General features: G+C 33.4%; 26 protein-coding genes and 1 other RNA gene. 14 read left to right on the top strand and 13 right to left on the bottom strand.

The features are described from left to right. Nucleotides 1-246: 246 nt before the first annotated feature. Nucleotides 247-561: RNase P RNA component class A (gene rnpB, locus MODO_RS14460), an RNA gene on the top strand. Nucleotides 562-637: 76 nt separating this feature from the next. Here rnpB and MODO_RS14410 read toward each other — a convergent pair. Together MODO_RS14410 and MODO_RS14405 are read right to left on the bottom strand one after the other, a co-directional pair. Continuing rightward, a complete protein-coding gene (locus tag MODO_RS14410) occupies nucleotides 638-1,210 on the bottom strand; it encodes an RsmD family RNA methyltransferase (protein WP_006258489.1) in 573 nt (190 codons plus the stop codon). Beyond that, nucleotides 1,207-1,998: a DUF3822 family protein gene (locus MODO_RS14405; protein WP_006258488.1), complete on the bottom strand. Its 792-nt coding sequence runs from the start codon at nucleotides 1,996-1,998 to the stop codon at nucleotides 1,207-1,209. Before MODO_RS14405 ends, MODO_RS14410 begins: the two co-directional genes overlap by 4 nt. 123 nt (nucleotides 1,999-2,121) lie before the next feature. On the opposite strand from MODO_RS14405, the gene MODO_RS14400 reads away from it, so the two are divergent. Further along, complete coding sequence (locus MODO_RS14400) at nucleotides 2,122-3,555, top strand: ATP-dependent DNA helicase (protein WP_006258487.1); 1,434 nt, start codon at nucleotides 2,122-2,124, stop codon at nucleotides 3,553-3,555. A gap of 75 nt (nucleotides 3,556-3,630) precedes the next feature. Further along, nucleotides 3,631-4,377, top strand: a complete 747-nt coding sequence (gene kdsB / locus MODO_RS14395; RefSeq protein ID WP_006258486.1) for a 3-deoxy-manno-octulosonate cytidylyltransferase — start codon at nucleotides 3,631-3,633, stop codon at nucleotides 4,375-4,377. A 38-nt stretch (nucleotides 4,378-4,415) separates the two neighbouring features. Here the strand turns inward: kdsB and MODO_RS14390 are convergent, their stop codons facing one another. The 3 genes from MODO_RS14390 to MODO_RS14380 all read right to left on the bottom strand — a co-directional run bounded on the left by MODO_RS14390 (nucleotide 4,416) and on the right by MODO_RS14380 (nucleotide 6,880). After that, a complete protein-coding gene (locus MODO_RS14390) occupies nucleotides 4,416-5,501 on the bottom strand; it encodes an SRPBCC family protein (RefSeq protein ID WP_006258485.1) in 1,086 nt (361 codons plus the stop codon). A 21-nt stretch (nucleotides 5,502-5,522) separates the two neighbouring features. Next, a complete protein-coding gene (locus MODO_RS19635; protein WP_006258484.1) occupies nucleotides 5,523-5,708 on the bottom strand; it encodes a hypothetical protein in 186 nt (61 codons plus the stop codon). Nucleotides 5,709-5,806: 98 nt separating this feature from the next. Beyond that, entirely contained in the window at nucleotides 5,807-6,880 is a 1,074-nt protein-coding gene (locus MODO_RS14380; RefSeq protein WP_006258483.1) for a branched-chain amino acid aminotransferase, read from the bottom strand. A gap of 289 nt (nucleotides 6,881-7,169) precedes the next feature. On the opposite strand from MODO_RS14380, the gene MODO_RS14375 reads away from it, so the two are divergent. The 6 genes from MODO_RS14375 to MODO_RS14350 all read left to right on the top strand — a co-directional run bounded on the left by MODO_RS14375 (nucleotide 7,170) and on the right by MODO_RS14350 (nucleotide 10,331). Then, nucleotides 7,170-7,646: a DUF4920 domain-containing protein gene (locus tag MODO_RS14375; protein WP_006258482.1), complete on the top strand. Its 477-nt coding sequence runs from the start codon at nucleotides 7,170-7,172 to the stop codon at nucleotides 7,644-7,646. Nucleotides 7,647-7,652: 6 nt separating this feature from the next. Next, the gene (locus MODO_RS14370) at nucleotides 7,653-8,114 is read left to right on the top strand and encodes a hypothetical protein (RefSeq protein ID WP_230486169.1); all 462 of its coding nucleotides are present in this window, start codon (nucleotides 7,653-7,655) and stop codon (nucleotides 8,112-8,114) included. Continuing rightward, nucleotides 8,111-8,776, top strand: coding sequence for a tRNA (5-methylaminomethyl-2-thiouridine)(34)-methyltransferase MnmC2 (gene mnmC2 / locus MODO_RS14365; protein WP_006258479.1), 666 nt, complete (start codon nucleotides 8,111-8,113; stop codon nucleotides 8,774-8,776). Before MODO_RS14370 ends, mnmC2 begins: the two co-directional genes overlap by 4 nt. 256 nt (nucleotides 8,777-9,032) lie before the next feature. Further along, a complete protein-coding gene (locus MODO_RS14360; RefSeq protein WP_006258477.1) occupies nucleotides 9,033-9,260 on the top strand; it encodes a hypothetical protein in 228 nt (75 codons plus the stop codon). Between the two features lie 95 nt (nucleotides 9,261-9,355). Further along, nucleotides 9,356-9,748 (top strand): DUF4377 domain-containing protein, encoded by a 393-nt coding sequence (locus MODO_RS14355; RefSeq protein ID WP_006258475.1) that lies wholly within the window; start codon nucleotides 9,356-9,358, stop codon nucleotides 9,746-9,748. A gap of 4 nt (nucleotides 9,749-9,752) precedes the next feature. Next, entirely contained in the window at nucleotides 9,753-10,331 is a 579-nt protein-coding gene (locus MODO_RS14350; protein WP_006258474.1) for a GNAT family N-acetyltransferase, read from the top strand. Nucleotides 10,332-10,368: 37 nt separating this feature from the next. Here the strand turns inward: MODO_RS14350 and MODO_RS14345 are convergent, their stop codons facing one another. Continuing rightward, the gene (locus MODO_RS14345; protein ID WP_006258473.1) at nucleotides 10,369-10,929 is read right to left on the bottom strand and encodes a helix-turn-helix domain-containing protein; all 561 of its coding nucleotides are present in this window, start codon (nucleotides 10,927-10,929) and stop codon (nucleotides 10,369-10,371) included. Between the two features lie 290 nt (nucleotides 10,930-11,219). Here MODO_RS14345 and MODO_RS14340 point away from each other — a divergent pair, with 290 nt between their 5' ends. Next, a complete protein-coding gene (locus MODO_RS14340) occupies nucleotides 11,220-12,725 on the top strand; it encodes a bifunctional ADP-dependent NAD(P)H-hydrate dehydratase/NAD(P)H-hydrate epimerase (RefSeq protein ID WP_039330218.1) in 1,506 nt (501 codons plus the stop codon). A 48-nt stretch (nucleotides 12,726-12,773) separates the two neighbouring features. Here the strand turns inward: MODO_RS14340 and MODO_RS14335 are convergent, their stop codons facing one another. Together MODO_RS14335 and MODO_RS14330 are read right to left on the bottom strand one after the other, a co-directional pair. Then, nucleotides 12,774-13,322: a GNAT family N-acetyltransferase gene (locus tag MODO_RS14335; protein ID WP_006258471.1), complete on the bottom strand. Its 549-nt coding sequence runs from the start codon at nucleotides 13,320-13,322 to the stop codon at nucleotides 12,774-12,776. Nucleotides 13,323-13,413: 91 nt separating this feature from the next. Further along, the gene (locus MODO_RS14330; RefSeq protein WP_059051236.1) at nucleotides 13,414-16,239 is read right to left on the bottom strand and encodes an FAD-binding and (Fe-S)-binding domain-containing protein; all 2,826 of its coding nucleotides are present in this window, start codon (nucleotides 16,237-16,239) and stop codon (nucleotides 13,414-13,416) included. Nucleotides 16,240-16,694: 455 nt separating this feature from the next. Here MODO_RS14330 and MODO_RS14325 point away from each other — a divergent pair, with 455 nt between their 5' ends. The 4 genes from MODO_RS14325 to guaB all read left to right on the top strand — a co-directional run bounded on the left by MODO_RS14325 (nucleotide 16,695) and on the right by guaB (nucleotide 20,916). Next, nucleotides 16,695-17,714 carry a quinone-dependent dihydroorotate dehydrogenase gene (locus tag MODO_RS14325; protein ID WP_058699707.1) on the top strand — a complete coding sequence of 340 codons (1,020 nt, stop codon included), beginning with the start codon at nucleotides 16,695-16,697 and terminating at the stop codon, nucleotides 17,712-17,714. An 8-nt stretch (nucleotides 17,715-17,722) separates the two neighbouring features. Continuing rightward, a complete protein-coding gene (locus tag MODO_RS14320; RefSeq protein WP_039330214.1) occupies nucleotides 17,723-18,349 on the top strand; it encodes a LysE family translocator in 627 nt (208 codons plus the stop codon). Nucleotides 18,350-18,520: 171 nt separating this feature from the next. Beyond that, nucleotides 18,521-19,387: a hydroxymethylglutaryl-CoA lyase gene (locus MODO_RS14315; protein WP_059051233.1), complete on the top strand. Its 867-nt coding sequence runs from the start codon at nucleotides 18,521-18,523 to the stop codon at nucleotides 19,385-19,387. Between the two features lie 56 nt (nucleotides 19,388-19,443). Beyond that, on the top strand, nucleotides 19,444-20,916 hold the full coding sequence (gene guaB, locus MODO_RS14310) for an IMP dehydrogenase (RefSeq protein WP_058699709.1): 1,473 nt from the start codon (nucleotides 19,444-19,446) through the stop codon (nucleotides 20,914-20,916). Between the two features lie 115 nt (nucleotides 20,917-21,031). On the opposite strand, the gene nhaC is transcribed toward guaB, so the two are convergent. The 5 genes from nhaC to cysK all read right to left on the bottom strand — a co-directional run bounded on the left by nhaC (nucleotide 21,032) and on the right by cysK (nucleotide 26,016). Next, complete coding sequence (gene nhaC, locus MODO_RS14305; protein ID WP_006261702.1) at nucleotides 21,032-22,531, bottom strand: Na+/H+ antiporter NhaC; 1,500 nt, start codon at nucleotides 22,529-22,531, stop codon at nucleotides 21,032-21,034. Between the two features lie 177 nt (nucleotides 22,532-22,708). Beyond that, nucleotides 22,709-23,152 (bottom strand): hypothetical protein, encoded by a 444-nt coding sequence (locus MODO_RS14300; protein ID WP_006258464.1) that lies wholly within the window; start codon nucleotides 23,150-23,152, stop codon nucleotides 22,709-22,711. 120 nt (nucleotides 23,153-23,272) lie between these two features. Continuing rightward, entirely contained in the window at nucleotides 23,273-24,055 is a 783-nt protein-coding gene (locus MODO_RS14295; RefSeq protein WP_006261701.1) for a hypothetical protein, read from the bottom strand. Nucleotides 24,056-24,082: 27 nt separating this feature from the next. Next, nucleotides 24,083-24,904, bottom strand: coding sequence for a 5'-nucleotidase, lipoprotein e(P4) family (locus tag MODO_RS14290; RefSeq protein WP_006261700.1), 822 nt, complete (start codon nucleotides 24,902-24,904; stop codon nucleotides 24,083-24,085). A 176-nt stretch (nucleotides 24,905-25,080) separates the two neighbouring features. Continuing rightward, complete coding sequence (gene cysK / locus MODO_RS14285; protein ID WP_006258461.1) at nucleotides 25,081-26,016, bottom strand: cysteine synthase A; 936 nt, start codon at nucleotides 26,014-26,016, stop codon at nucleotides 25,081-25,083. Nucleotides 26,017-26,038 lie beyond the last annotated feature (22 nt).

Genomic DNA, 26,038 nt, shown 5'->3' with positions numbered 1-26,038 from the left:
ACAAAAGTAAGCAAAATAGTTTACTAACCCTTATTTATGTAGTAGAGGAACGATATAATTTTATGCCAAAAAAGCAGATTATTAAGAAGAGAAATTTTCTTTAAAATTATATTTATTCTTTTATTAAGCTAGGTAAGTATTTCTTTACTAAAGAATAAGGAGTTATTTAATGTCATTAGTTCTAAAATGGTAAAATAATACTAGTAAATAATTTTTTGTGTTGTGAGAAATGAATTACTTTTGCAGAGAGTAAACTGCCTTATCGCTACTTTCAGTAATGAAAATAGAGGAAAGTCTGGACACCATAGGGAGGCATAATGGGTAACGCCCATCCTTGGCTTGCCAAGAGGACAAGTGCAACAGAAAGTATGTACAGGTAATGCTGTAGTGAAACCAGGTAAACTCTATGCGGTGAAATGTCATGTATATTTAGCGTTTGAGGGTGCCCGCCCGATGCTTTAGGGGTAGGCAGATAGAGCTATCGAGTAATTGATAGCCGAGATAAATGATAAGGGGGTACTTCGGTACTTACAGAATCCGGCTTATAGGTTTACTCTTTATTTTTAGTATCTATGAGGTACTAAAAAAGGACTATTATCTTAGATAATAGTCCTTTTTTTATATGTTAGTATGAGATTTATTCATCATCGTCTTCCTCATCTTCATCTTCTAGTTCGTATTCAAAGAAGGTAAATACAGAGCCACCATAGTTTTTTTCAAAAGAGAAATGTTCTAAATGGTCCATTTTTGTGAACTTAGAGTGCTCTATAACAACCATACCTTGCTCATCGACAAGTCCTTTCTCAAAAATATCCTTTAGTATTTTCTCAAATTGTTCTTGGGTAAAATCATAAGGAGGGTCGGCAAAAACGATATCATAAGAAGCCTGATGCTTCTCTATAAATTTAAAAACGTCAGACTTTAGTGGGATAATATTAAGATCTAGTTCTTTTGCTGTTTTCTTTATAAAGTTAACGCAACCCATATCACCATCTACACTTACGATAGATTCAGCTCCTCTAGAAGCAAATTCATAACTGATGTTTCCTGTACCTGCGAATAGGTCTAATATGGTTAGTTCACTGAAATTAAAGTGATTATTTAGAATATTAAATAGAGATTCTTTACTCATATCCGTTGTAGGGCGGACAGGTAGATTTTTAGGGGGCGAAATACGTCTTCCTTTTAGTTTTCCTGATATAATTCTCATGAATGGAATAAAATGTAATATTGTTTAGGTACTTGATGATGTAATAAAAGATCATCACTAATAAAAAAATTATTATCTACTACACTGACTTCTCGAATGTAGGTATATGCTTGTTCATAATATGAGTCATCCGTATCTACTCTTCCAATCAAGTAAAGTGGGTTTGACTCTGTATTTAATTCTAATTGTTCATAAGTAAACAAGATGTAATAAATAAAGTCTTGTGCAGTCTGGCATTGAAATGAATTAAAAAAAAGTAATTCTCCATTACTGACTACTACTAATTCAAAGTGATCTTTTTGTAAAAAAGCATAAACTTCTTTTTCAGTATTTTTACTTGACTTTTTTAGTAAAATCTCTACTAGTAATGTATTAATGTTGTGGTAAGTAAAGCTTCCAAATTTATCAATTAAATAATTATTGATATTGACATAAGGAATATAAACATTATTAATAGCACTACTTTCTAATTCATCAAAAGCAAAGAAGTCTGTAGAAAACACTTTTGTTGAATACTGTAGATAATACCCCATAGAATCTTCATTGAATAGTTTTCTTGGGATAAATGTATTAAGTGTATTATCATGTAGTACAATTACTTCATCGTATCTTTCTGTTAATTCTATATGCTTTTGAAAAATTTTGTCTAATTGTTCCTCTATAGATTTAGTTTGAGAAATAGCTTCAGATGCAAAGTGAATAATCTCATGTGCTAATTTGTCTTTAATAGCAAAAGAGAATTTATTTAAAGAAACTTGTATTAAAAGTTTATGGTAATTCTTTGACATCGTGAGTTTAAAATATGAATTTCGAATATAGGCAAAATTACACTTTTTTATTGCAATCTTCTAGTCAAGGGATAAAAAGCTTAGTATCTTTGGCATACAATAGATAAAAAAGAATATACAACTATGATAGGTCAACAGTTTTATAAACTACTCCGTCAGAAATTTCCTTATGATTTAACTTTAAAGCAAGACATTTTTCTTCAGAAGATTGCTGATTTTGTTACAAATGATACACAAGATGAATTGTTTGTATTAAAAGGATATGCGGGTACTGGTAAAACTACATTGTTATCTACAGTAGTTAATGAATTGAGAAGCGTTAATAAGTTCTCTGTGATGCTTGCTCCTACAGGACGCGCAGCTAAGGTGATCAGTAATTATTCTAATCGATCTGCTTTTACCATTCATAAGAATATTTATTATCCTAAGCCTAGTAAGACAGGAGGTACTTTTCAATATACCATGCGTCATAATAGAAATCGAAATACGATATTTATAGTAGATGAGGCTTCTATGATAGGAGATGCTAGTGCAGGAGATACCTCTATGTATCCACATGGATCTTTATTGGACGACTTAGTTTATTATGTGTATTCTGGTTTTAATTGTAAGTTGATTTTAATAGGGGATACAGCTCAGTTACCTCCAGTAGGAATGAATATTAGTCCAGCATTAGATATAGACCAGCTTCGATTTAATTATGATATGGATATTCAGCATATAGAATTAGATGAAGTAATGCGACAAGAAGTTGATTCAGGAATTCTATATAATGCCACAGAACTACGTCTGGCAATCGGGTCTTATTTTGCAGATACTTTTCAGTTTCAATTACAAGGGTTTAAAGATATTATTCGCCTAATAGATGGTTATGATATTCAGGATGCTATTTATTCATCATATTCAAACAGTGGGCCAGAAGAGACTACTTTCATTGTGCGTTCTAATAAACGTGCGAATGCATATAATCAGCAGATCAGAGCTCGTATTCTAGATAAGGATAGCGAGATATCAGCAGGTGATTTATTGATGGTTGTGAAGAATAATTACTTTTGGCTTAAAGACTCAACTGTAACTGACTTTATAGCAAATGGCGATATTATTGAAGTTTTACAAATCTATAGAACAATAGAGTTGTATGGGTTTAGATTTGCTTCTGTACGAATTAGAATGATTGATTACCCTGATATGGCTCCTTTTGATACTATGATATTTTTAGATACTCTGACTAGTGAGTCACCTGCTCTTACTTATGATCAGATGAACAAACTGTATAATGAAGTGTTGTTAGATTATGAAGATGAGATAACCAAGTACCGAAAAATGCAGAAATTAAAAGAGAATGAATATTTTAATGCTTTGCAGGTTAAGTTTGCATACGCCATTACGTGTCATAAGTCACAAGGTGGTCAGTGGGAGACGGTATTTATTGAACAACCTTATTTACCTGATGGAATAACAGAAGATTACGTAAAATGGTTATATACAGCAATGACTCGTGCTAAAGATAAATTGTATCTAATCGGTTTTCAAGATGAATATTTTCTTCAAGACTGATAGATAAAATAGTTTAACATTACCCAATTATTATTAATAACAAGATAGTATATTTGAATACTAAAAAAGATTAAAATGAAAGTTATAGCAGTAATACCAGCTCGATATGCATCTACCCGTTTTCCTGCAAAGTTAATGGAAGATTTAGCAGGGAAAACTATTATCCGTCGTACTTATGAAGCAACATTAGCAACAGGGCTTTTTGATGATGTATTTGTAGCTACAGACTCAGAGTTGATTTACAATGAAATTATCCATCATGGGGGAAGAGCTGTGATGAGTGTTAAAGAACACGAGAGTGGGAGTGACCGTATAGCAGAAGCTGTAAAAGATATAGAGGCCGATATTGTTATTAATGTACAAGGAGATGAGCCTTTCGTTAGTAAAGAGAATTTAGAAAAGCTAATTGATATATTTCAGAGAGATGAGGCTAAGCAAGTAGATTTAGCTTCTTTAATGACTCCAATTAATGAATGGGCTACAATAGAGAATCCTAATAATGTAAAAGTAGTTGTGGATGATACCAATACAGCACTATACTTTTCTCGTTCTGTAATTCCTTACCCTAGAGATAAGGAAGTGAAAGTACAGTATTATCAACATATAGGGGTATATGCTTTTAGAAAAGAAGCTTTGCTTGAGTTTACAACTTTGCCAATGAAGTTTTTAGAAGCTTCTGAGAAGTTAGAGCAACTAAGATACTTAGAGTATGGTAAGCGTATTAAAATGGCTATTACAAAGCATTTAGGGATAGGAATAGATACACCAGAAGATTTAGAAAGAGCTAAACAGATAATAGCAGATAATCCAGAATTAAGATAAAAAAAGAGGCTTTAAATTTTATTTTAAAGCCTCTTTTTTTATATAGTAGAATTGGTTATTTCCTCTTTGTTTTCTGTTTCAGTATTTACTTCATGAGTATTGTTACTGTTTGTATTATTTTGATAAACAGGAGTAGGGATTGGAACTTCTTTTTTCTCAATAGGTACTTTGATTATAGTCTCCCATTCTGCTGCTAATCTAGAGTCAATAACAGACTTCTTAAGCAGTAAGATAATAGGTTCATCAGGTAGAATGTTTAATTCTTTATCACTAATCTCTGTTCTTGTCTTACGCATTGCCTCTGGTAAGAATGTGTAATAACCGATTAGTGTTGATTCAAAATAACTCTGTTTATCAAGTTTATCTATTTTATACTTTTCTTCTTCGTATAAGTATATATTCCCTTTAATAGGTAAGGCAAATCGATAAGTAAGCGTGTTTTGTGCTTTCGAATTGTTCAATATCAAATAGGGATCTCCTGCTATTTCTATTTGGTTAGTAGAACAAAAATCAGATAAGTCCTTATTTAAGGCTAATAAGTCTTCATTTAATGTTCCTATAGAAGAAGAAGCTTCTAGGTATAGGTATTCGATACTAGGAGTTGACTTGACTGCATCTAGTTTTACTTCATATTCTTTATACTGTTTAATAAAGTAAACAATAAAAGCATCTATGTTTTTGTTAAGACTATTAGTAGCTACTTGGTTAGGTGATCCTTTAAAAAAAGAAGTAAACTTTGTTTGCAGGTCTAAAGTCCCATTAAAAGTAAAAGTAATTTGTGTTTTATTTTGTTGACCTTTTAATCTCCAAATAATATTTGAAATCTTATTGTCATTTAAAATATCTTGAGATAAGCTATCGTATGGATGGCTATATTCTGCTCTTATATGATAAGATCCTAAATTTTCTAACTCTATTTGGTAAGTTCCATTATTAGACTTTTGGGAAGTCATCCAATCAGTCCAATTGTCTAAATCATTGATATAATTATAGACTATTTCTTTAGGAGCATCCACAGTGAATGTTCTCTCTACTTTATATTCGGGACTTTGAGTAAGTATGAATACAAAAAGAGAAACTAATGCTAATAGTAGTAAAAGAGAGAAATACTTTAGAATTTTCATAACAATTTAGAGCTATATGAATTACTTCAAAAAGTTTTTTAAAATAAATAAAGAACCTATAAATGATAAAAAGGCAACTAAGACCCATAGTCTATTTTTGTAATAGATACGGTGTAGTTTTATATCTTTTCTATACATGATAATCATTACTATGGTAAAAGCAATAATGAAAAATATAGCAAACTTAAGTTGTCCAGGTGTAAACATAATTATTTTTTAGCAAAAATAGTCAAAAGAGTTAGATTGTAGATAAAAAAAACGGCAGAATTACTGCCGTTTTTTAATATGATAAAAGAAACTTTAGATTAGATTTTTTCTGTCCATCCAAAAGTATCTTCAATATTCTTTTGTTGAATTCCTTGAAGAGCTGTTTTTAATTGAATTGCAAAAGAGTTCTCATCACTCACTTCTGGTAATCCATAGTAATTATCTTGGAAAGCAAATCCTTCGATTTGTCCTACTGTAACTGCAGTTCCTGCTCCGAAGATTTCTTTTAATTCACCTTTAGCATGTGCATCTAGTAAATCTTGAACTACGATAGATTTTACTTCTACATTAATTCCTTTGCTCTTAGCGATGTCAAGCAAACTTTTTCTAGTCACACCATCTAAGATTCTCTCACTAGTAGGAGCTGTGATTAAAGTATCTCCAATTCTGAAGAATACGTTCATAGTACCTGCTTCTTCTAGTTTAGTATGAGTAGCATCATCAGTCCAGATTACTTGTTGGTATCCTGCTTCTTGAGCTAATTTAGTTGGGTAGAATTGTCCAGCATAGTTACCAGAACATTTAGTATAACCAACACCACCATTAGCAGCACGGCTATAGTGCTCAGCGATTTGAACTTTTACTTTTCCTGAGTAGTATGTACGTGCAGGCGAACAAATGATACAGAACATAAACTCGCTAGAAGGTCCAGCTACTACACCTTCATGAGTTCCGATCATAAAAGGACGAATGTATAAAGCATTTCCTTGTCCTTGTTTAACCCAATCTCTATCAAGGTTGATTAGTGCTTTTAATCCATCTACGAATCTTTCTTCGTCGATATGTGGCATAGCCATACGTTCTGCAGATTTGTTGAAACGAGCCCAGTTTTCACGTGGACGGAATAACCATACATCTTCATTTACATCTTTGTATGCTTTCATTCCTTCAAAGATAGCTTGTCCATAGTGGAACACATTTGTTGAAGGTGCAAAAGACATTGGTCCATAAGGTTTGATTTCTACTTGTCCCCATTTACCATCTTTGTAGTGGCATACTAGCATGTGGTCAGTAAATACAGAACCAAACTTCAGGTTTTCGAAGTCAACTGATGCTATTTTTGATTTTTCTACTTTCTCAATAGAAAAAAGGTTGTTTGTTTCTAAACTCATTTCTTATAATGTTTTTTTAATTGTCTGTTTACTTATGCTTGCAATGTATTAAAAAAGCAACACATTACAAAATTATCAAAAAAAGTACTCAAAAATAGTTTCTTGTTGAACTTTATCTAAAATGCCGTGATAAATATTGTTTAATCGAAATTATTTACTGAAATTATAATAATCCATGAAAGATGTTTATATAAACTAAATCTTTTTGATTTATTTTTTTGACTTAATTTTGGTCTACCGAATACTTAATTTTTTTATCATGATAAGAATAATTGCTTCTTTAAGCATAATGGCTTTCATTTTGACTGGTTGTAAAAATGAAAATAAGGATAATTCTACTATAGTAGATGTACAGAAGACATACGAATATTTTGGAGATAGTGTAGTAATGGGAGATGTTCTTTCTAAAGAAGCTATGCTCAAGAGATACCAAGAATTAAAAGAAGGAGATACTATAAAAGTACAATTTGAAACAACTATTAATGATGTATGTCAAAAGAAAGGTTGTTGGATGAATGTAGAGTTGCCAGGTGAGAAAAAAGGATTTGTTCGTTTTACAGATTACGGATTCTTTGCGCCTATGAATGCCGCTGGACATGAAGTTATAGTAGATGGTAGAGCGTTTATATCTGTAGTATCTGTAGATGAATTAAAACACTATGCTAAAGATGCAGGTAAGTCTGACGAAGAAATAGCAGCTATTACAGAACCTAAGGTTACTTACGCTTTTACAGCAGATGGTATCGCAATTAATAAAGATAAGTAATAGAAGGTGAGAAATAAATCAATATTGTGTCTTGCTCTATTAGTGTTTTCAGTTTTGTTGTCTTGTAAAAAAGAAACTAAACAAATAGAAGACAATAAAGAATCTGTGGTGAAAGATACAACTGCTTTTAAGATGTATAATATGGCTCCGATGGCATCTCTTATGGAAGAGATGTATGCTCAAGGAGCATTTTTAAAGGCAGAAATAGAGCAAGGAAAGAAAGAATTGGGAACTTTACCTGATAAACATAGAGATATTCTTACTGCTAAGATGACAGATCCTAGTGATAGAGATATGTTTTTTACTGAGCAGGCAGAGCAGTATTTAAAGCTAGAACAGATTCTCTATCAAGATAATGAAGATGATAAAGTACAACAGTTTAATGATATGATAAACTCATGTTTAACATGTCATCAAAAGAAGTGTGGTGGGCCTATTCCTAGGATTAAAAAATTATTGATACAGTGAAAAGAAAAATAGTGACAACTTCAGATGGCTCTACATCTATTGAAATTGAAGAATGGGGAGAAACATATCATTCAATTCATGGAGCTATTCAGGAGGCAAGACATGTCTATATAGAAAGAGGTTTTGATAAGATAGAGAAAACTACTGTGAAAGTATTAGAAATGGGGTTTGGTACAGGACTAAATGCTTTTTTAACACTAGTAGAGGCTAGAAGAAATGGTAAAATAGTAGAGTATCACAGTATTGAAGCTTTTCCTGTAACAGAACAAGAAAGCGTAGCATTAGATTTTAGTGCTTTATATGACAGAGATGGAGATGATATCTTGTTTAAACAGATGCATCAGTGTACTTGGGATGTATCACATGAGGTTACAGCAGAGTTTACGTTGCATAAGATCCATAGTACCTTTGAAGAAGCAGTAGTCAATCAGTCTTATTTTGATGTTATTTATTTTGATGTTTTTGGATATCAGTTTCAACCAGATTTATGGTCTGTAGAAATATTCCAGAAGGTTTATGACGCATTAGGTGATACAGGCGTTATAGCTACTTATGCATGCAGAGGACCAATTAAAAGAGCAATGAAAGCAGTTGGTTTTGTGATAGAGAAGGTACCTGGGCCTCCTGGTAAAAGGGAGATGTTAGTCGGGTATAAAGGATAATCTACTTCCATAAAATGACAAAGAAGGAAAATATACTGTCAATTAGATATTTATTTAATCATGAATAATATTAGTTATTTATTCGATTTTAGATTAACACTAATGTACTTTTTTAGGTTTTTTGTGGTTATTTTTTTGTTATTCTAGTATTAATTTTATGTAATTAAATGTCTTTTAAGGTTAAGTTTTGTGTTATGTTTTTTGTTTTAACAGAAAGTGTGTAAGTTTGTTCATAGAAAAAGAAAAAATAATAGTTATGAACAAACGTATGATGTTAGAGTACACTACCCTTGTACTTAAGAATGTCAGTTTTGATTCGGCCTTGTTTTCTAAAGAATTAGAAAAAGCAATGCATGCATTATTACCTTATGATTTAGAACAACTAATGATTTGGGTTAATGAATTTTTAAAAGAACAACCTAATCTTAGAGCTGAATTAGCTTTATTAGACAGTGAAATAATAGAAGAGCTTGCCTATGCATAGGGCAAGCTTTTTTTGTTTATACTAGAATTAAGTACGTAAAAACGACTCATTGAGTTTTAAATTTATATTTTTACCAAACTAGAAAATTATAAAGAATGAAAAAAATAGTTTTATTAGCCATAATGTCTTTAGGGGTATTAATTTCTTGTAAGGATAAAAATATAGAGCAAGGAGAAAATAGTACTGTTGAGCATAATGATGTGCCTGAAGTAACCGAAATAGATGCTTCTGAAGAGGTGAAGGTATTATATGTAGCTTCTAAGCTGGATGAGTGTGCGGGTATTGCCCCTAAAAAATGTATGATGGTCAAGGAAGAAGAGGATGCACCTTGGGAGTTAATGTATCAAGAGATAGAGGGGTTTAATTATGAAGAAGGATATGAGTATAAAATAGAAGTGAAGAGAATAGATATAGCTAATCCTCCTGCTGATGCAACATCTTTCAGATATGTTTTAGTGACTGAAATCTCAAAAGAAAAAAAAGCATAGGGATATGGAGGATATTGTGTTAATGGATGATCGCGTCATTCTTAAACCACTAGAAGCATATAATTATAATGATTTAGTAGGATTTGCAATTAAAGAGCCTGAAATATGGAAATATGCAACTGTCGGAGTTGAAGGAGCTGATGGAATGAAAAAGTATATTAGCCAAGCGATTGAAGATAGGAATAAGGGTAAAGCGTATCCTTTCATTGTTTTTGATAAAAGGACAGAAGAGTATGTTGGCTCTACACGATTTTATAATATTGATCAAAAGAACAAGACGCTATTAATAGGGTATACTTGGTATAGTAAACTTACTCAAGGAACTGGAGTAAACAAGCACTGTAAGTATATGATGTTTAAATATGCTTTTGAAGTGATGGGAATGGAAAGGGTAGAGTTTAGAGTAGACAATACGAATGAGAGAAGTAAAGTGGCTGTTCAGAGTGTAGGTTGTACGTTAGAAGGAGTATTGAGAAGTGAAATCATTATTCACAGTGGTAGACGTAGAGATACTGCTATATTTAGTATGCTTAAAGACGAATGGTTTAGTCATGCTAAAGAGGCTCTAGAAGCAAAATTATAAGAACAAAAAAGACGATTTAACCAAATCGTCTTTTTTGTTATATTTTATCAATAACCTTGCGGCGTTCTGCCCCAGTAGTTTTAAAATGAGTAGGAGTTAGACCTGTTACTTTTTTAAACTGTTTGCTTAAGTGAGCTACACTACTATAATTTAATTGATAGGTTATCTCTTTTAGGCTTAATTCGTCATATACTAACAGTTCTTTTACCTTTTCTATTTTTAATTGAATAAAGTATTGCTCTATAGTAGTAGATTCTAGTTGCGAAAATAATAGGCTTAGAGCGTGGTAATCCATTTGCATTTTATCCGCTATATAAGCAGATAGTGGTATTTGTAGATTAGCATTGTGTTTTTGTACTAATTCTATTAATACTGTTTTGACTTTGTCTACTGTTTTACTTTTTTGATTGTCTAGGAGTTCAAAACCAATCTTTTGTAATTTAACTTCAATCTCTTTTAGCTGTGAAGAGTTCAAGTCTTCTTGTATTTCTATTTCTCCTAGTTCTATTTTAGTAGGGGTGTATTTTGCTTCTGTCAGTAGATTATCTACTGCCATTTTACACCTTTCACACACCATGTTTTTTATATATAGTTTCATCTGAAATATCCTTTTAGAAACTCAAAGATACTAAATCACATTTGAACATAAATATACAGAGACAATATAGTTTGACAGTAAAAGTGTTATTTTATGCTTTTAGTATTTAGTTGATTTTATAGTAAATAATCATTGTTTTGTTATTTTTTTGATATAATTAGTATTACTCAAAGTGAGAATCAATATGTTTCTTCACACTTAGATAATTCGGTGGTATAGTAGTGTATAGCTCAGTTTTCAATAGTTGTATTTGTTACCTTTACTCATGATGATTAACTATAAGTAGCAATATGAAAATTTTTAATACAGCACAAATGCAAGCATTGGATAAAGAGACAGTATCCAATCAATATATATCTTCATTTAAGTTAATGGAGAGAGCAACAACTAAAGTCTTTGAGAAGTTGCAAACTAGATATAAATTATATCAAACATCATTTGTTATTTTTTGTGGAACGGGAAATAATGGAGGTGATGGATTAACCTTAGCTAGATTATTAAAAGAAGGAGGAGCTATGGTGAAGGTATTCTTGGTGCAAACTAAGAAATATAGTCCTGATAATGCTCAGAATCAAGATCTATTAGAGGATAGAGATATCAATGTAGAGAAGTTTAATACAAAGAGTAAATTAAAAGTAAAGAAAGATGATGTTATCGTAGATGCTTTATTTGGTATAGGATTACATAGTCCTTTAGATGAAGAGTGGCGTCCTATCTTTGATTTTTTAAATGAAACTCCATGTCTAGAGAGAGTTTCTATAGATATGCCTTCAGGATTATTAGCAGATGTGGCAACACCAAAAGAAGCTATTGTATTTAAGGCTGATGTAGTTTATACATTCCAATTACCAAAAACAGCATTACTGTTATCTGATGCTAAAGAATATGTGAAAGAACTAGAAATATTAGATATAGGACTCGATCTAGACTATATAGAGAGTACTAAGTCGGATGCTTATTTTGTAGAACAGGATAAAGTGAAAAACTTAGTGAAATCAGGAACTAAGTTTAGTAATAAGGATGACTTTGGTAGAGTAATATTAATCGGTGGGAGTAAAGGAAAAATAGGAGCTGTGACTTTAGCAAGTAAGGCTGCTATGCATACAGGAAGTGGAATCGTGACGGCCTATGTACCGAGTTGCGGATATACTATCGTACAGACAGGGATACCTGAAGTCATGTGTGATACATGTACTAGTGAAGACTATATAAAAGTATTTCCATCTGTAGAACATTATGATGCAGTAGGAGTAGGGTGTGGTATAGGATTACATAAAGATACAGCTACTGCATTAATCAGTTTTTTAAAAGAGAATAAGGATAGGAAATTAGTAATAGATGCAGATGCTCTTAATATTATTAGTGAACAGAAGTGTTTAGATAAAGTTCCAGCAGAAAGTATCTTAACCCCACACGAAAAAGAACTGAAAAGACTTATCGGTGAGTGGGATAATGACTTTGATAAGATTGATAAAGTAAAACAGTTGGCTAAAAAGCACAATGTCATCTTTGTATTAAAAGGAGCACATACGATAACAATAGCACCAGACGAAACGATCTACTTTAACTCATCAGGTAACTGGGGAATGGCTACTGCTGGAGTAGGAGATACCTTGACAGGTATGATTACCTCTTTACTTGGGCAGGGTTACACTAGTAAAGAAGCCGCTATAGTAGGAGTCTATTTACATGGATTAGCAGGTGATTTAGCTATTGAGAATATTCATCCACATAGTCTAGTTGCTTCGGATGTAAGTAACTATATTAGTGCTGCTTATAATCAAATTGCATTATAAATAGTGAATATAAAAATGTAAGGCTACCTCTAAGAAGGTAGCCTTACTTTATTTGTTTAGCTTAGAATAGATCACCGTATCTAAGAATTGACCATCAAAGAACCAGTTTTCTTTTAAATGACCTTCTTTGATAAAGCCGCATTTTTCAAGAACTTTCATAGAACCAATATTCTCTGGATCTAAGAGCGCTTCTATAGAATGTAATTTCATGGTAGAGAAGCCATAATGTACGATGGCTTGAAGAGCTTCAGTTATATAACCTTTTCCATTATACTGGGGCAAAGACATATATCCTGTTTCTGCTCTATAGTGCTCTAGTTTCATACGATAAAACCCGATGGTGCCAATCATTGTACCTTCTTCTTTTAGTGTGATTGCCCAATTAACACATTCTTTAGCTGCCATTCTTTCATCTATAGAATGGATATATTGTTTTATTTCTTCTTCTGATTGTGTAACAGGTACAGGGATATACTTCATCACTTCTGGGTCTGTACGCATGGTGTACATCGTATTTAAGTCATTTATATCTAAACGTCTAAGAATAAGTCTATCTGTTTCGAGTATAGGAAATATGGTTAAGTCTATATTTAGCATGTTTTTTGAATTGGTTTAAAAACAAATCTAAATAAAATATGGCATAGACTTGTTGTCTATGCCATATTATATCATTTTTAATAAGTAGGTTCTATTTAGTTACTTCATCTATCAAGTAGAAGATAGACTTAAAGTTTACACCTCCATATTCTGTTAGCCCTATTTCACACGTACGACTGGTAGAGAATGCATCCTTCGCATCAGTAGGTATTTGTTCTTTTAAGTGTCTATTACCATGTTTATTTAATTCAGGGAACGTAAACCCTCTATCTCCTGCAAAGCCACAACAGTTACTATCAATATAGTTTACTTTCTCAGCACACAGCTTAGTCAATTCAAGTAACTTGCCTTCTAATCCTACTTTCTTAACAGAGCATACAGGGAATACACTGATCTCTTTTCTTGGACTCTTAACAGGTAATATAGGCATTACATAATCCAACATAAATTCGATAGGATCGTGCATTTTTAGTTTACCATCTTTATGAGCATCATAGAAGGTATAAAAACAAGGACTCATGTCAAATAATACAGGGTATCTACCATCCTCAGTAGCTTTTAATAAAGCAAGTTCTAATTCTGAGGATTTAGTATGTCCTTCTTCTTTCATTCCTTTACTGCTAAATGGCATTCCGCAGCACATATTATTTACGTTTTCTGGGTATATAATGGTATATCCAGCACGTTTAAGTAGTTCTACTGTTTTAGCTGTTAAATCCATATCAGATTTAGGATAGTCATTAGATTTACCCATTGTTCTATTAATGCATGAAGGGAAGTAAACTACTTTTCTATCTTGTCCAGGATTAACGATAGGTTCTGTTATTTTATGCTTATTGCCTTTAGGCATGGCTACATTCCATTGTGGTATTTTATTACCAGACATCTTACGCATACCACTTGACACACTAGTCATAATCTTATTCCCTAAGATATTTTGGAATACCCCAACGGTGTTTAATGCCTTACGCCCCATGGCAGTAACGCGTTCCATATTTTCTACAAAATACTCAGCATTTTTTCTGTCTTTGTCCGTAATAGCGCTATGACGAATATCTTTAATGTATTTACCCGTATCTATTTTTACAGGACATGCTAAGGCACATAGTCCATCTGTAGCACATGTTTCATCAGCATAGTAATGAGCACTATTTACTAAGTTCTCTAACTCTTCTGTATCTTTCCCTATAGCTTGTAGTCTTGCTATTTCTCTACCTACCACGATACGTTGTCTTGGTGATAGTGTGAGCCCTTCTGATACACAGTGTGATTCACAGAATCCGCATTCGATACATTTATCTACTATTTCGTTAGTAGCAGGAGAAGCTTTGAAGTTCTCTAAATGAACATGAGGATTAGCATTGATAATTACACCTGGGTTCACTAAGTTATGTGGGTCAAAGATTGCTTTGACTTTTAGCATAATGTCATAAGCTTGTTTACCCCATTCTTTCTCTACGAAAGGAGCCATATTTCGCCCTGTTCCATGTTCAGCTTTTAATGAACCTTCAAATCTATCTACTACTATTTCTACCAACCCATCCATTAATCGAGCATATCTGTCTATTTCTTCTTGAGTAGAGAAATCTTGTGAGAATACTAGGTGTAAGTTTCCTTCTAAGGCATGCCCGAATAGTACTGCATCATGGTATTGTAATTCTGCAAACAAATCTTTCATGGCAATACACGCATCGGCTAATTTCTCTACAGGAAAGGCAACATCTTCAATGATACAAGTAGTCCCTGTCTTTCTCAATGCTCCTGTCGTAGGTAACAGACCATTTCTAGCCTTCCAATTGAATGCGTATTGTTGAGGTTCTGAAGTAAACTCAAAAGGTTTATAAGTAGGAGTAGAAGCAATTGCCTCTCTGATTTGTTGTTGTTTAGTTGACATTTCAGTTTCATTCTCTGCTTGTGCTTCGACAAGTAAGATACAAGCCGTTTCTGGTAATGTCTTGAAATATTCTGGGGCAAGAGCTTCATCTTCGATAGATTTAATACTATTTCTATCTAGTAACTCTACTGCCGCTACAGGGCTTTTCTTTAAAAAAGGCACTGCTTGGCAGGCTTTTTCTATCGTTTCAAAAATCATTAATGTACACGCTTTGTGTTTGTAATTAATGACTGTATTATACGTAATATCAGAGATAAAGGCTAATGTACCCTCAGACCCTATCATAATATGTTTAATGATTTCATAAGGATCGTGATAGTCTATAAACGCATTAAGGCTATATCCTGTGGTATTTTTGATTTTAAACTTGCGCTCTATTCGATCGTATAGTGTGCGATCTGTATGGATAGCATCCCTTAGACGCTCTATTTCTTTGATGATTTCAGGATGTTTCTCAGCGAATTCTTTTTTGCTTTCATCGTTTGCCGTATCTAATACGGTTCCGTCATAAAGAACAATCTTAATATCTGCAATTGTATTATAAGAGTTCTGCGAAGTACCACAGCACATTCCACTAGCATTATTAGCAGCGATACCACCTATCATTGCGGCATTGATAGAGCCAGGATCTGGACCTATCTTACGTCCATAAGGAGCCAGGATAATATTAGCTCTTCCTCCAATAATACCGGGCTGAAACTTCGCTTGAAGCCCATTGTTTAAGATTTCATATTTTTTCCATTGATGAGTAGCCACCATCAAGACAGAATCTGTTACTGCCTGTCCAGATAGACTTGTTCCTGCCGCTCGGTACGTCACCGCTACATTGTGCCTTGTAGCAGTCTGTAGGGTAGCTACAGCTTCTTGGTGATTGTGTACTTGAACAACTATTTTAGGAACTAATTTATAAAAACTAGCATCAGTACCATACGCTAATAGTTGAATCGGATTAGTGATAATCCTATCAGAATCTACGTGATTAGCTAGTTCTTCTTTGAACTTTTGGTATTGTAATGGTAACATATTTCTATCTTTTTTAATATGCTACAATTTACAAAACATATAAAAAAGATAAGAGTGGAACGCTTTGTTTATACTGGATTTAAATAAGATGCGGTAGTTGGAGGTATGGTGATGAATAATGTTTAAATTATAATGTTTCGAGATTGCTAGGGGTTTTCTTGAGGTATTCTTGCACCTTTCTTCGAGAAAAATGCCTTCTGGGCTAGGAAACTCCAAGGAATCTCCTAGAAAACCTCAAGAAAGTGCAAGGAAAATAGGGCTTGGTTGGTAGAGAAAGATTAGTAGAGATTACTTAGAAGGACTTTTTTGTAAACTGTTTTGACCTAATTGGTTAGTGTTAGAAATAACTATTGGAAGGCCATCATAAAAAACAAAAAAAGACCGCTATGAAATCCAAGGTTTAAATACTACCTTTGCACAAAATTTAGACACACAACAACACAAAGTCATTTAGTATGTATAAAAGCATTATTAAGCCTATATTTTTTAGGTTTGACCCAGAGAAAGTGCATCATTTTACCTTCGGTGCTCTTAAATTCGTGAATAGTATTCCTGGTGTATCCGCACTTATTCGCGCCAATTGTCAAGTAAATGACCCTAGATTAGAGAGAGAAGTATTTGGATTAAAGTTTAAGAATCCAGTAGGTCTTGCAGCAGGTCTGGATAAGGATGCTAAGTTATACAGAGAATTAGAAAACTTTGGTTTTGGTTTTATAGAAATCGGGACTCTTACTCCAAAAGGACAACCTGGAAATCCTAAAAAGAGATTATTCCGTCTAAAAGAAGACAATGGTCTTATCAATAGAATGGGATTTAACAATGGAGGGATAGAAGAGGCTATTGAGCGTCTAAAGAAGAATAAAGGAACGCTGATAGGAGGGAATATTGGGAAGAACAAAGTGACTCCTAATGAACAAGCAAATGAAGATTATGAAATCTGTTTTGAAGCGTTGTTTCCTTATGTAGATTATTTCGTGGTAAATGTGAGTTCACCTAATACACCTAATTTACGTGCATTACAGGATAAAGAACCACTGAAAGCGTTACTTCACGGATTACAAGTTAAAAATAATCAGAAAGAGGCTCCTAAGCCTATTTTACTGAAGATAGCACCAGATTTAACAGATGATCAGTTATTAGATATTATAGAGATCGTTACAGAAACAAAGATAGTTGGAGTGATCGCTACGAATACTACTATCGATCGCAGTAATCTGAAGTCTATTCATCAGCAGGAGACAGGGGGACTAAGTGGAAAGCCTCTGACGAAGAGAAGTACAGAGGTTATTCGATTCTTATCTGAGAAGAGTAATAAAGCATTCCCTATTATCGGTGTGGGAGGTATACATTCTGCAGAAGATGCGATAGAAAAACTAGAGGCAGGAGCGAGCTTGATTCAGCTTTATACTGGCTTTATATATGAAGGACCAGGCTTGATTAAAAAGATTAATAAAGCCATATTATCTAAATATTAGAATTAATTATGTCAACAGAAGTATTATATACTTTTTTTATAACTTGTTTTTTATTGATTATTACTCCAGGACCAGATATTCTATATGTGGTTTCGCAGAGCATTACCAGAGGGCGTAAGTATGGATATGCGGTAGTGGTAGGACAGGTAGGAGGTTTATTATTCCATTTATCATTATTTGCTTTTGGAATCTCCGCTTTAATTACGCAATCTGAATTACTGTTTAAAGGTGTTAAGTTATTCGGAGCCTTATATCTATTCTGGTTGTCTTATAAAGTATTTCAGGAAGAGAATGTAATCGTCATTGATGAATCTAGTTCAGGACAGAATGATAAGACTTTTATGGGATTTGTCAGAAAAGGATTGCTGATGAATGTATTAAATCCAAAGGTTATGATGTTCTTTTTGGCTTTATTCCCAGGGTTTATTACAGAAAGTGCAGGGAGTGTACAGAAACAAGTTTTTGTACTAGGTACCGTGTTTATTACAGAAGCAGTAGTCATTTTCTTTATCATCTGTACTATAGCAGCTAAGCTGACAGATTATATGAGAGATAATAAATATGTCAATATATTTTTAAAGTGGCTTCAAATCATCGTTTTTAGTGGATTAGCAGTTTTTCTACTAGTAAGCTAAGAAGAAAATAATAGTAAAAAAGGTTCTAAGGATAATATCTTTAGAACTTTTTTTGTTTATAGGAACTCTATGTGTCAGATAATCAATAGAATGTTGTTTGAGTATGTTAAGTAAATAAAATAAAGAAAATCACATTGTAAAATTGTGGCTTTTCATTTATATTTGAATTATATGAAACCAGCAGTAAAAATTATAGAATGTCCTCGTGATGCCATGCAAGGCATTAAGATGTTTATCCCAACAGAAAAAAAGGTACAGTATATACAGTCTCTTTTAAGAGTGGGGTTTGATACCATAGATTTTGGTAGTTTTGTTTCTCCTAAGGCTATTCCTCAGATGCAGGATACGGCTGAGTTATTAGCTCAGTTAGACTTGAGTAAGACAGAGAGCAAGCTATTAGCTATTATCGCAAACACAAGAGGTGCAGAACAAGCTGCTGAGCATAAAGAAATACAGTATTTAGGATTCCCTTTTTCTATATCTGAGAACTTCCAGATGCGTAATACACATAAGACTATTGCAGAATCTATCGTTACTTTAGATGAGATATTGAATATCGCTACTAAAGCCGATAAAGAGGTTGTGGCTTATTTATCTATGGGGTTTGGTAATCCTTATGGAGATCCGTGGGATGTAGATATCGTAGGGGATTGGACTGAAAAGCTGTCAAAGAAGGGAGTGAAGATTCTTTCATTATCGGATACGGTAGGAAGTTCTACACCAGAAGTGATAGATTATTTATTTAGCAATTTGATTCCAGCTTATCCTAATATTGAGTTTGGAGCACATCTACACACTACTCCTGATAGTTGGTTTGAGAAGATTGATGCGGCCTATAAGGCTGGATGTCTACGTTATGATGGTGCAATAAAAGGTTATGGGGGATGTCCAATGGCAAAAGATGATTTGACTGGAAATATGCCAACAGAGAAGATGTTGAGCTACTTTACAGCAAATAAGGTAGATACGAACTTGAGTGCTATGTCATTTGAAAGCTCATATAATGAAGCTTTAAAAATATTTAATTTTTACCATTAAAGTTTTTTATTACATAGAAAAATAGTAAATTTGCGTGCAATTCAACGACATTGCACATGAAAGCACACACAACTAAAATCATCGGTCAAGGACTTACTTACGATGACGTATTACTAGTTCCAAACTATTCAGAAATACTTCCAAGAGAAGTTAGTTTAAAATCAAAATTTTCTAGAAACATTACTTTGAACGTTCCTGTAGTATCTGCTGCGATGGATACTGTAACGGAAAGTGAAATGGCTATTGCTATGGCTCGTGAGGGGGGAATCGGAGTGATTCACAAGAACATGACTGCTGAAGAGCAAGCAAAAGAAGTAAGAAAGGTAAAAAGAGCTGAGTCAGGTATGATTATAGACCCAGTAACTCTTCCTCTTACAGCTACTGTAGGTGATGCGAAAAAGGCAATGGCTGAATTCGGAATCGGAGGTATTCCAATTGTTGATGACAATGGGCTTCTTAAAGGAATCATTACAAATAGAGATATGCGCTTCGAAAAACAAAACGATCGTGCTATCACAGAGGTAATGACTAAAGATAATCTAGTAACTGCTGCTGAGGGTACTACTTTAGATCAAGCAGAAGAAATTCTTCAAGAGAAAAAAATCGAAAAATTACCAGTAGTTAATGCTGATAATAAATTAGTTGGTTTAATCACTTTTAGAGATATCACTAAACTTACTTTAAAACCAAATGCTAATAAGGACAAGTTCGGTAGACTACGTGTTGCAGCTGCTTTAGGAGTAACTGCTGATGCTGTAGATAGAGCTAAATTATTAGTACAAGCTGGTGTAGATGCATTAATTATAGATACTGCTCATGGTCACTCTCAAGGAGTGGTGGGGGTATTAAAAGCGGTAAAAGCTGCTTTCCCTGAAATAGATGTAGTAGTAGGTAATATCGCTACTCCAGAAGCTGCTTTATTCTTAGTAGAGAATGGTGCTGACGCTGTTAAAGTAGGTATCGGACCTGGATCTATCTGTACTACACGTGTAGTAGCAGGGGTTGGGTTCCCACAGTTCTCAGCTATCATGGAAGTAGCAGCTGCTCTAAAAGGAACAGGTGTACCAGTGATCGGTGATGGAGGTCTTCGTTATACAGGAGATATCCCTAAAGCGTTAGGAGCAGGAGCAGATTGTGTAATGCTAGGATCAATGCTAGCAGGTACTAAGGAATCTCCAGGTGAAACTATTATCTTCGAAGGAAGAAAGTTCAAAGCTTACCGCGGAATGGGATCTGTAGCTGCTATGAAACAAGGTTCTAAAGATCGTTACTTCCAAGATGTGGAAGATGATGTGAAAAAATTGGTACCAGAAGGAATCGAAGGTAGAGTACCTTATAAAGGAGAACTTAGCGAGAGTATGTTACAGTTCATAGGAGGTCTTAGAGCAGGTATGGGATACTGTGGTGCTAAAGATATTCCTACATTACAAGAAGTGGCTAGATTTGTTCAGTTAACTGCTTCTGGTATTGGAGAGAGTCACCCTCACAATATTACGATTACTAAATCTGCACCTAACTATTCTAGATAGTGTTAGATGGTATGTTACGGATTACAAATTCGCAACAACCTTAGAGATATAATTAAAATAATAGGGCTATTTCGTACGAAATAGCCCTATTATTTTTTATAAGATAAGTGAGTAATTATGCTTTTATAGTATCTACTAAACGTCTTATTTTAATATTTAATACAACATAAGTAAGAGATACAAATGGTGAAATAATATTAAAGAATGCGTAAGGAGCATATGTCATTGTATCAATTCCTAGTACTCCTGAGTGATAAGCCCCACAAGTATTCCAAGGAATTAGTACTGATGTCACAGTCCCTGAATCTTCTAGTGTTCTACTTAAGTTCTCAGGCGCAAGTCCTTTATCCTTATAGGCTTTAGAAAACATTTTACCAGGTATTACTAATGATAAATATTGTTCAGAAGCAGTTAAGTTTACAACAACGCAACTTGCCATTGTGCTTGCGAATAATCCAAAAACTGACTTTGCTATGCTCAATAGGGTTTGTGTTATTTTCTTTAAAGCTCCAATAGCTTCCATTGCTCCACCGAAGAACATTGCACAGATAATTAACCATACTGTGTTTAGCATGCTTTTCATTCCTCCTGCTTCGAATAAGCTATTTAAACTTTCCATAGGAGATAGGATAGCAATATCTGTAGTGATGGCATTCATAATTCCTTTATAGGCTGTAACTGGTGTCAATGAAGTTCCTTCTCCTACAAAGGCTACTATATCTGGCTGAAAAAATAGAGCGAATACAGCTCCTAATAAGGTTCCTAAAAGTAAAGCAAGTATTGGTTTCATCTTTTTTAATATTGCTCCAATTACGATGACAGGAACTAAGAATAACCAAGGTGTAATGTTGAATGTTTGGTCAATTGCCTGTAATGAAGCGGACATATCTATGGTCTCAGGTACATCAAGATTAAAACTGATGATGATAAATATGATTAAGGTTAGTACATAGGTAGGGATAGTAGTGAACATCATATATCTTATATGAGTAAACAAATCTGTACCAGCCATAGCAGAGGCTAGATTAGTAGTGTCTGATAGTGGAGATAACTTATCTCCAAAGTATGCTCCTGATATTACAGCACCTCCAATAAGCGCTAGATCAATACCCATCGCATTACCTATACCTACTAGAGCAATACCTACTGTAGCAGATGTGGTCCAAGAACTACCTGTTGCCAAGGCGATAATGGAACAGATAATTACTGTCGCTGGTAAGAATATATGAGGTTCTAAAATCTGTAAACCATAGTAAATCATTGTCGGAATAATACCACTCAATAACCAAGTTCCTGATAAGGCTCCTACTAATAACAGTATATAGATAGCTCTAGTGGTCTCTCTAACGTTCTTAGTGATTTTTTTAATAATATCTTCGTAATCGACTTTATTGTATAGACCTATTCCGATTGCGATAAGCCCACCTATTAATAGAACGAATTGGTTAGAACCCGCTAAAGCAGCACTACCATAAACGAATACATTAGTACCTAATAGTGCAATAAGGACTATCATAGGGATTAGAGATTGTAATAAGGTTATTTTTTTGGATTTGACTTTAGTTTCAATATTCATGATTGTTTTATGTTGTTTGTAAAGAGCTTGAAGATACATAAAAATCAATAGAATTTAATATCTGTACAATATTATTTAGAATAAAACTACATATTGCCGTTTATTGCTAATCCTTTAAAGTACGGCTTTTGTGTGAGAAGTGTTTATAATGAATATGTTGTAATAAAAAAGCCTCATAAAATTAATTATGAGGCTTTGTCTTATAGGCTGATAATTTTATTTTATAGGCTCTTCATCTCTTGGAGGACCTATTTTTGTATAATTTATTTGAACAAGTTCTAATTGACCATTTATACTTACCCTAGTTACTAAAGAGAGCTCGTTTTGTTCTACTTTGACAATTTGTCTTTTGTCATTAACACTTTCAAAAACAATAAAATCATCAGAAACGTTACCTAACTTAACTTTAGGTTTTATTTCATTACTATAATATTGAACTAATTTGACTGATTCAAGTTGATCTGTGAAAACCTCTAGTTCTTCATTTTTATTAAATGTACCGATTTCAGTGTATTTAACTGTACTACCATCTTTTAATCTGATAGTGTTAGATTCCCATTTTCCAAAATAAGTTTTTACTGTGATTCCACTGTCATTACTACAGCTAGTGAATAGAATTGTAGTTAAAAGGAAACAACTGATAGATAATAGTTTTTTCATTAGTTTATGATGGTTTGTTATTTGTGTGGAAATATATAAAAAAAATGAATTGAATGTTGTAATAAAATATAAAGCCCCATAAAATTAATTATGAGGCTTAGTGTATTAACTAATATTAGTTTATTTATTTGAAGTGTAAGTGACAGTTACAGGTAATGTTGAACCTCTCATTGTATAGTCATAAGTAAGAGATAATTGACCTTTAACAATACCATTAATCTTACGTGGAGTATAATTCTCTTTTTCGAAAGTAATGATATTACCTTTAATTGTTCCTTTAGTAATAACAGGTTCTTTTTTGTTTTTGAAGTATTCAGTAAGAACAGCAGTATTTTCTGTTAATACTAAATTATCAGGTTGATTTACTGCATTATCACCAGGCATATCGGTATAGTTATGAATCATTTCTGTTGTTCCATAAGTATAAGACAATTCGTGAGAAATCCAAGTACCAATGTATTGAGTAGGGTTAGAATTACCATAAGTAACAGTTACAGGTAATGTTGCACCTCTCATTGTGTAATTATAGGTAAGTGATAATTGCCCATTAACAATACCATTGATTTGACGAGGAGCATATCCTTCTTTATCAAAAGTAATTATATTGTTTTTAACCGTACCTGTTGTAACTACAGGTTCAGAAACATTTTTAAAATATTCTGTAAGTGTAACTTTATTATTAATAATGACTAGTTTATCTGTTTGATATACGGCATTTTCACCAGGCATTTCAGTATAGTTATGAGTCATTTCTGTTGTCCCATAAGTATAAGATAATTTATCTGCATACCATGTTCCTTCAGCATTTATCTCAGATCTAATAGGAGCATTGTCATCGTTAGAACATGCTGTGAAAGATAGAGTAGTACTTACGAAAAGTACTAAAGCCATTAATTTTTTCATTGATATTAAGTTGTTAGTTTTTTGTTATTATTTAAAACCTTTTACGCTTTTGTCGTAGATTTTATCTTTGTCCTCTTTAGAAAGGTCTTTTCTGTATTGGAATAATGCCGCTTCCCAATCTCCATAACCTGTATTAGGTAAAACAATAAATTTCTTACCAAACTGTTCTCTATTGTTTCTTACATTCTCTATTCTCTCTTCTTGAGTCTTTTTATCCCAAAGCGTAGAGAAGTCAGATAAGTTATCTCCTAAAAGCATTACGATTTCGTGAGTTTCGCTTAGTTTTTGGCGTCTTGCCTCTTTACTAGACTCAGCAGTTCTAACGATAACGTGTGTATCATCTGCGTAAGGGTAGTTATACTTTACTAAGTTTTTCATAGTACCAGGTTTGTCATTCTGGTTTCTATTTGTGATATAGAATACTTCTACACCTTTAGACTTAGCATAGTTAAAGAATTCTAAACTTCCTAATAATGGAAGAGCTTCTCCTTTAGAAGTCCATTCTGTCCAAGTAGCTTGGTCATAAGATTTACCTTCTCTAGCCATTTGTACAGCATAAGGAGAGTTGTCTAAGAAAGTTTCGTCGATGTCAGTAACAATAGCAAGAGGCTTATTGTGTTGTTCTGTAAGAATGCGATCTAGTTGCAATGTAGCAATATTGAAAGCCTGAGCAGCTAAAGCTTGATATTCAGCAGCATTTTGTTGGAATACAGCTGAGTATAATTTCCCATTTACTTCAATGTTGTTTAAGGCGTTTTCTGAAGATGTAGTTGTTCCTTGTGGTACTGACTTACATGCAGTTAAAGCTGTAAAAGCTAAAGCTGTTATTAGAAAAGATCTTTTAAGCATGTGATTTATTATTTTCTGTTACAAGCACAAAAATACAATAATAATCTGGAAGAGAGCTACAGTTAGAGGAATACAGCTTAGTTAGCCTTCTTTAAAAATTGTTAAATAAACAGAAACGAAAAACAAAAAGGGAGTTTATGATTAAACTCCCTTGATATAGATCGTATGAATAATAATTACTTTATTTCTGCTGCTTTTTCATCAAATAATTCAGAAACAGACCAATATCTTTCTCCTGTATCATAGTTGAAGGTTAAAATAGTAGCTCCTTTTTCTATTTCTGGTAATTTTTTAGCAATAGCAGCTAAAGATGTACCTGTAGAAATACCAGCCAAAATACCTTCTTGACTAGCAATTTTATTAGTATAAGCATACGCTTCTTCTTTACCTATAGTGATAATACCATCAAAGATATCTGTATTCACTACTTTAGGTATAAATCCTGCACCAATACCTTGTAATGGGTGTGGACCTGGTTTTCCTCCACTTAAGACAGGAGAGTTTTCAGGTTCTACAGCAAACACTTTTAATTTAGGAAAAACTTTTTTTAACTCTTCTGCTACTCCAGTGATGTGTCCACCTGTTCCTACTCCAGTGATTAGATAGTCAATACCTTCAGGGAAGTCATTGATGATTTCTAGAGCAGTTGTTTTACGGTGTACTTCTGGGTTTGCTAAGTTGTTAAACTGTTGAGGTACCCATGCGTTCTCCATTTCTTCTGCTAGTTCAGTTGCTTTAGATACAGAACCAGATGTTCCTAATTCTTTTGGCGTTAGGACAAATTTAGCTCCATAAGCAGCCATAAGCTTTCTGCGTTCGATACTCATTGACTCAGGCATTACTAGGATTAATTTATAACCTTTAACAGCACAGGTCATAGCTAGACCAACTCCAGTGTTTCCTGAAGTAGGCTCTATAATAGTAGTGTCTTTATTGATTAACCCTTTTGCTTCAGCATCTTCAATCATAGCTAAGGCAATACGGTCTTTTAAACTTCCTCCTGGATTTTGTTTCTCTAGTTTAATCCAAACATTAATATCATTTGGAAATAACTTGTTTATTTTAATATGAGGGGTATTTCCTATTGCCTCAAGTACACTATTTATTTTCATGATTCTTAGATTTTTTTGATTA

Origin of the sequence: Myroides odoratimimus (assembly GCF_001485415.1) — a bacterium.
Taxonomy (GTDB): domain Bacteria; phylum Bacteroidota; class Bacteroidia; order Flavobacteriales; family Flavobacteriaceae; genus Flavobacterium; species Flavobacterium odoratimimum.
Note: the sequence above shows the minus strand (reverse complement) of the source record. Positions and strands in the feature narration are given on the sequence as shown.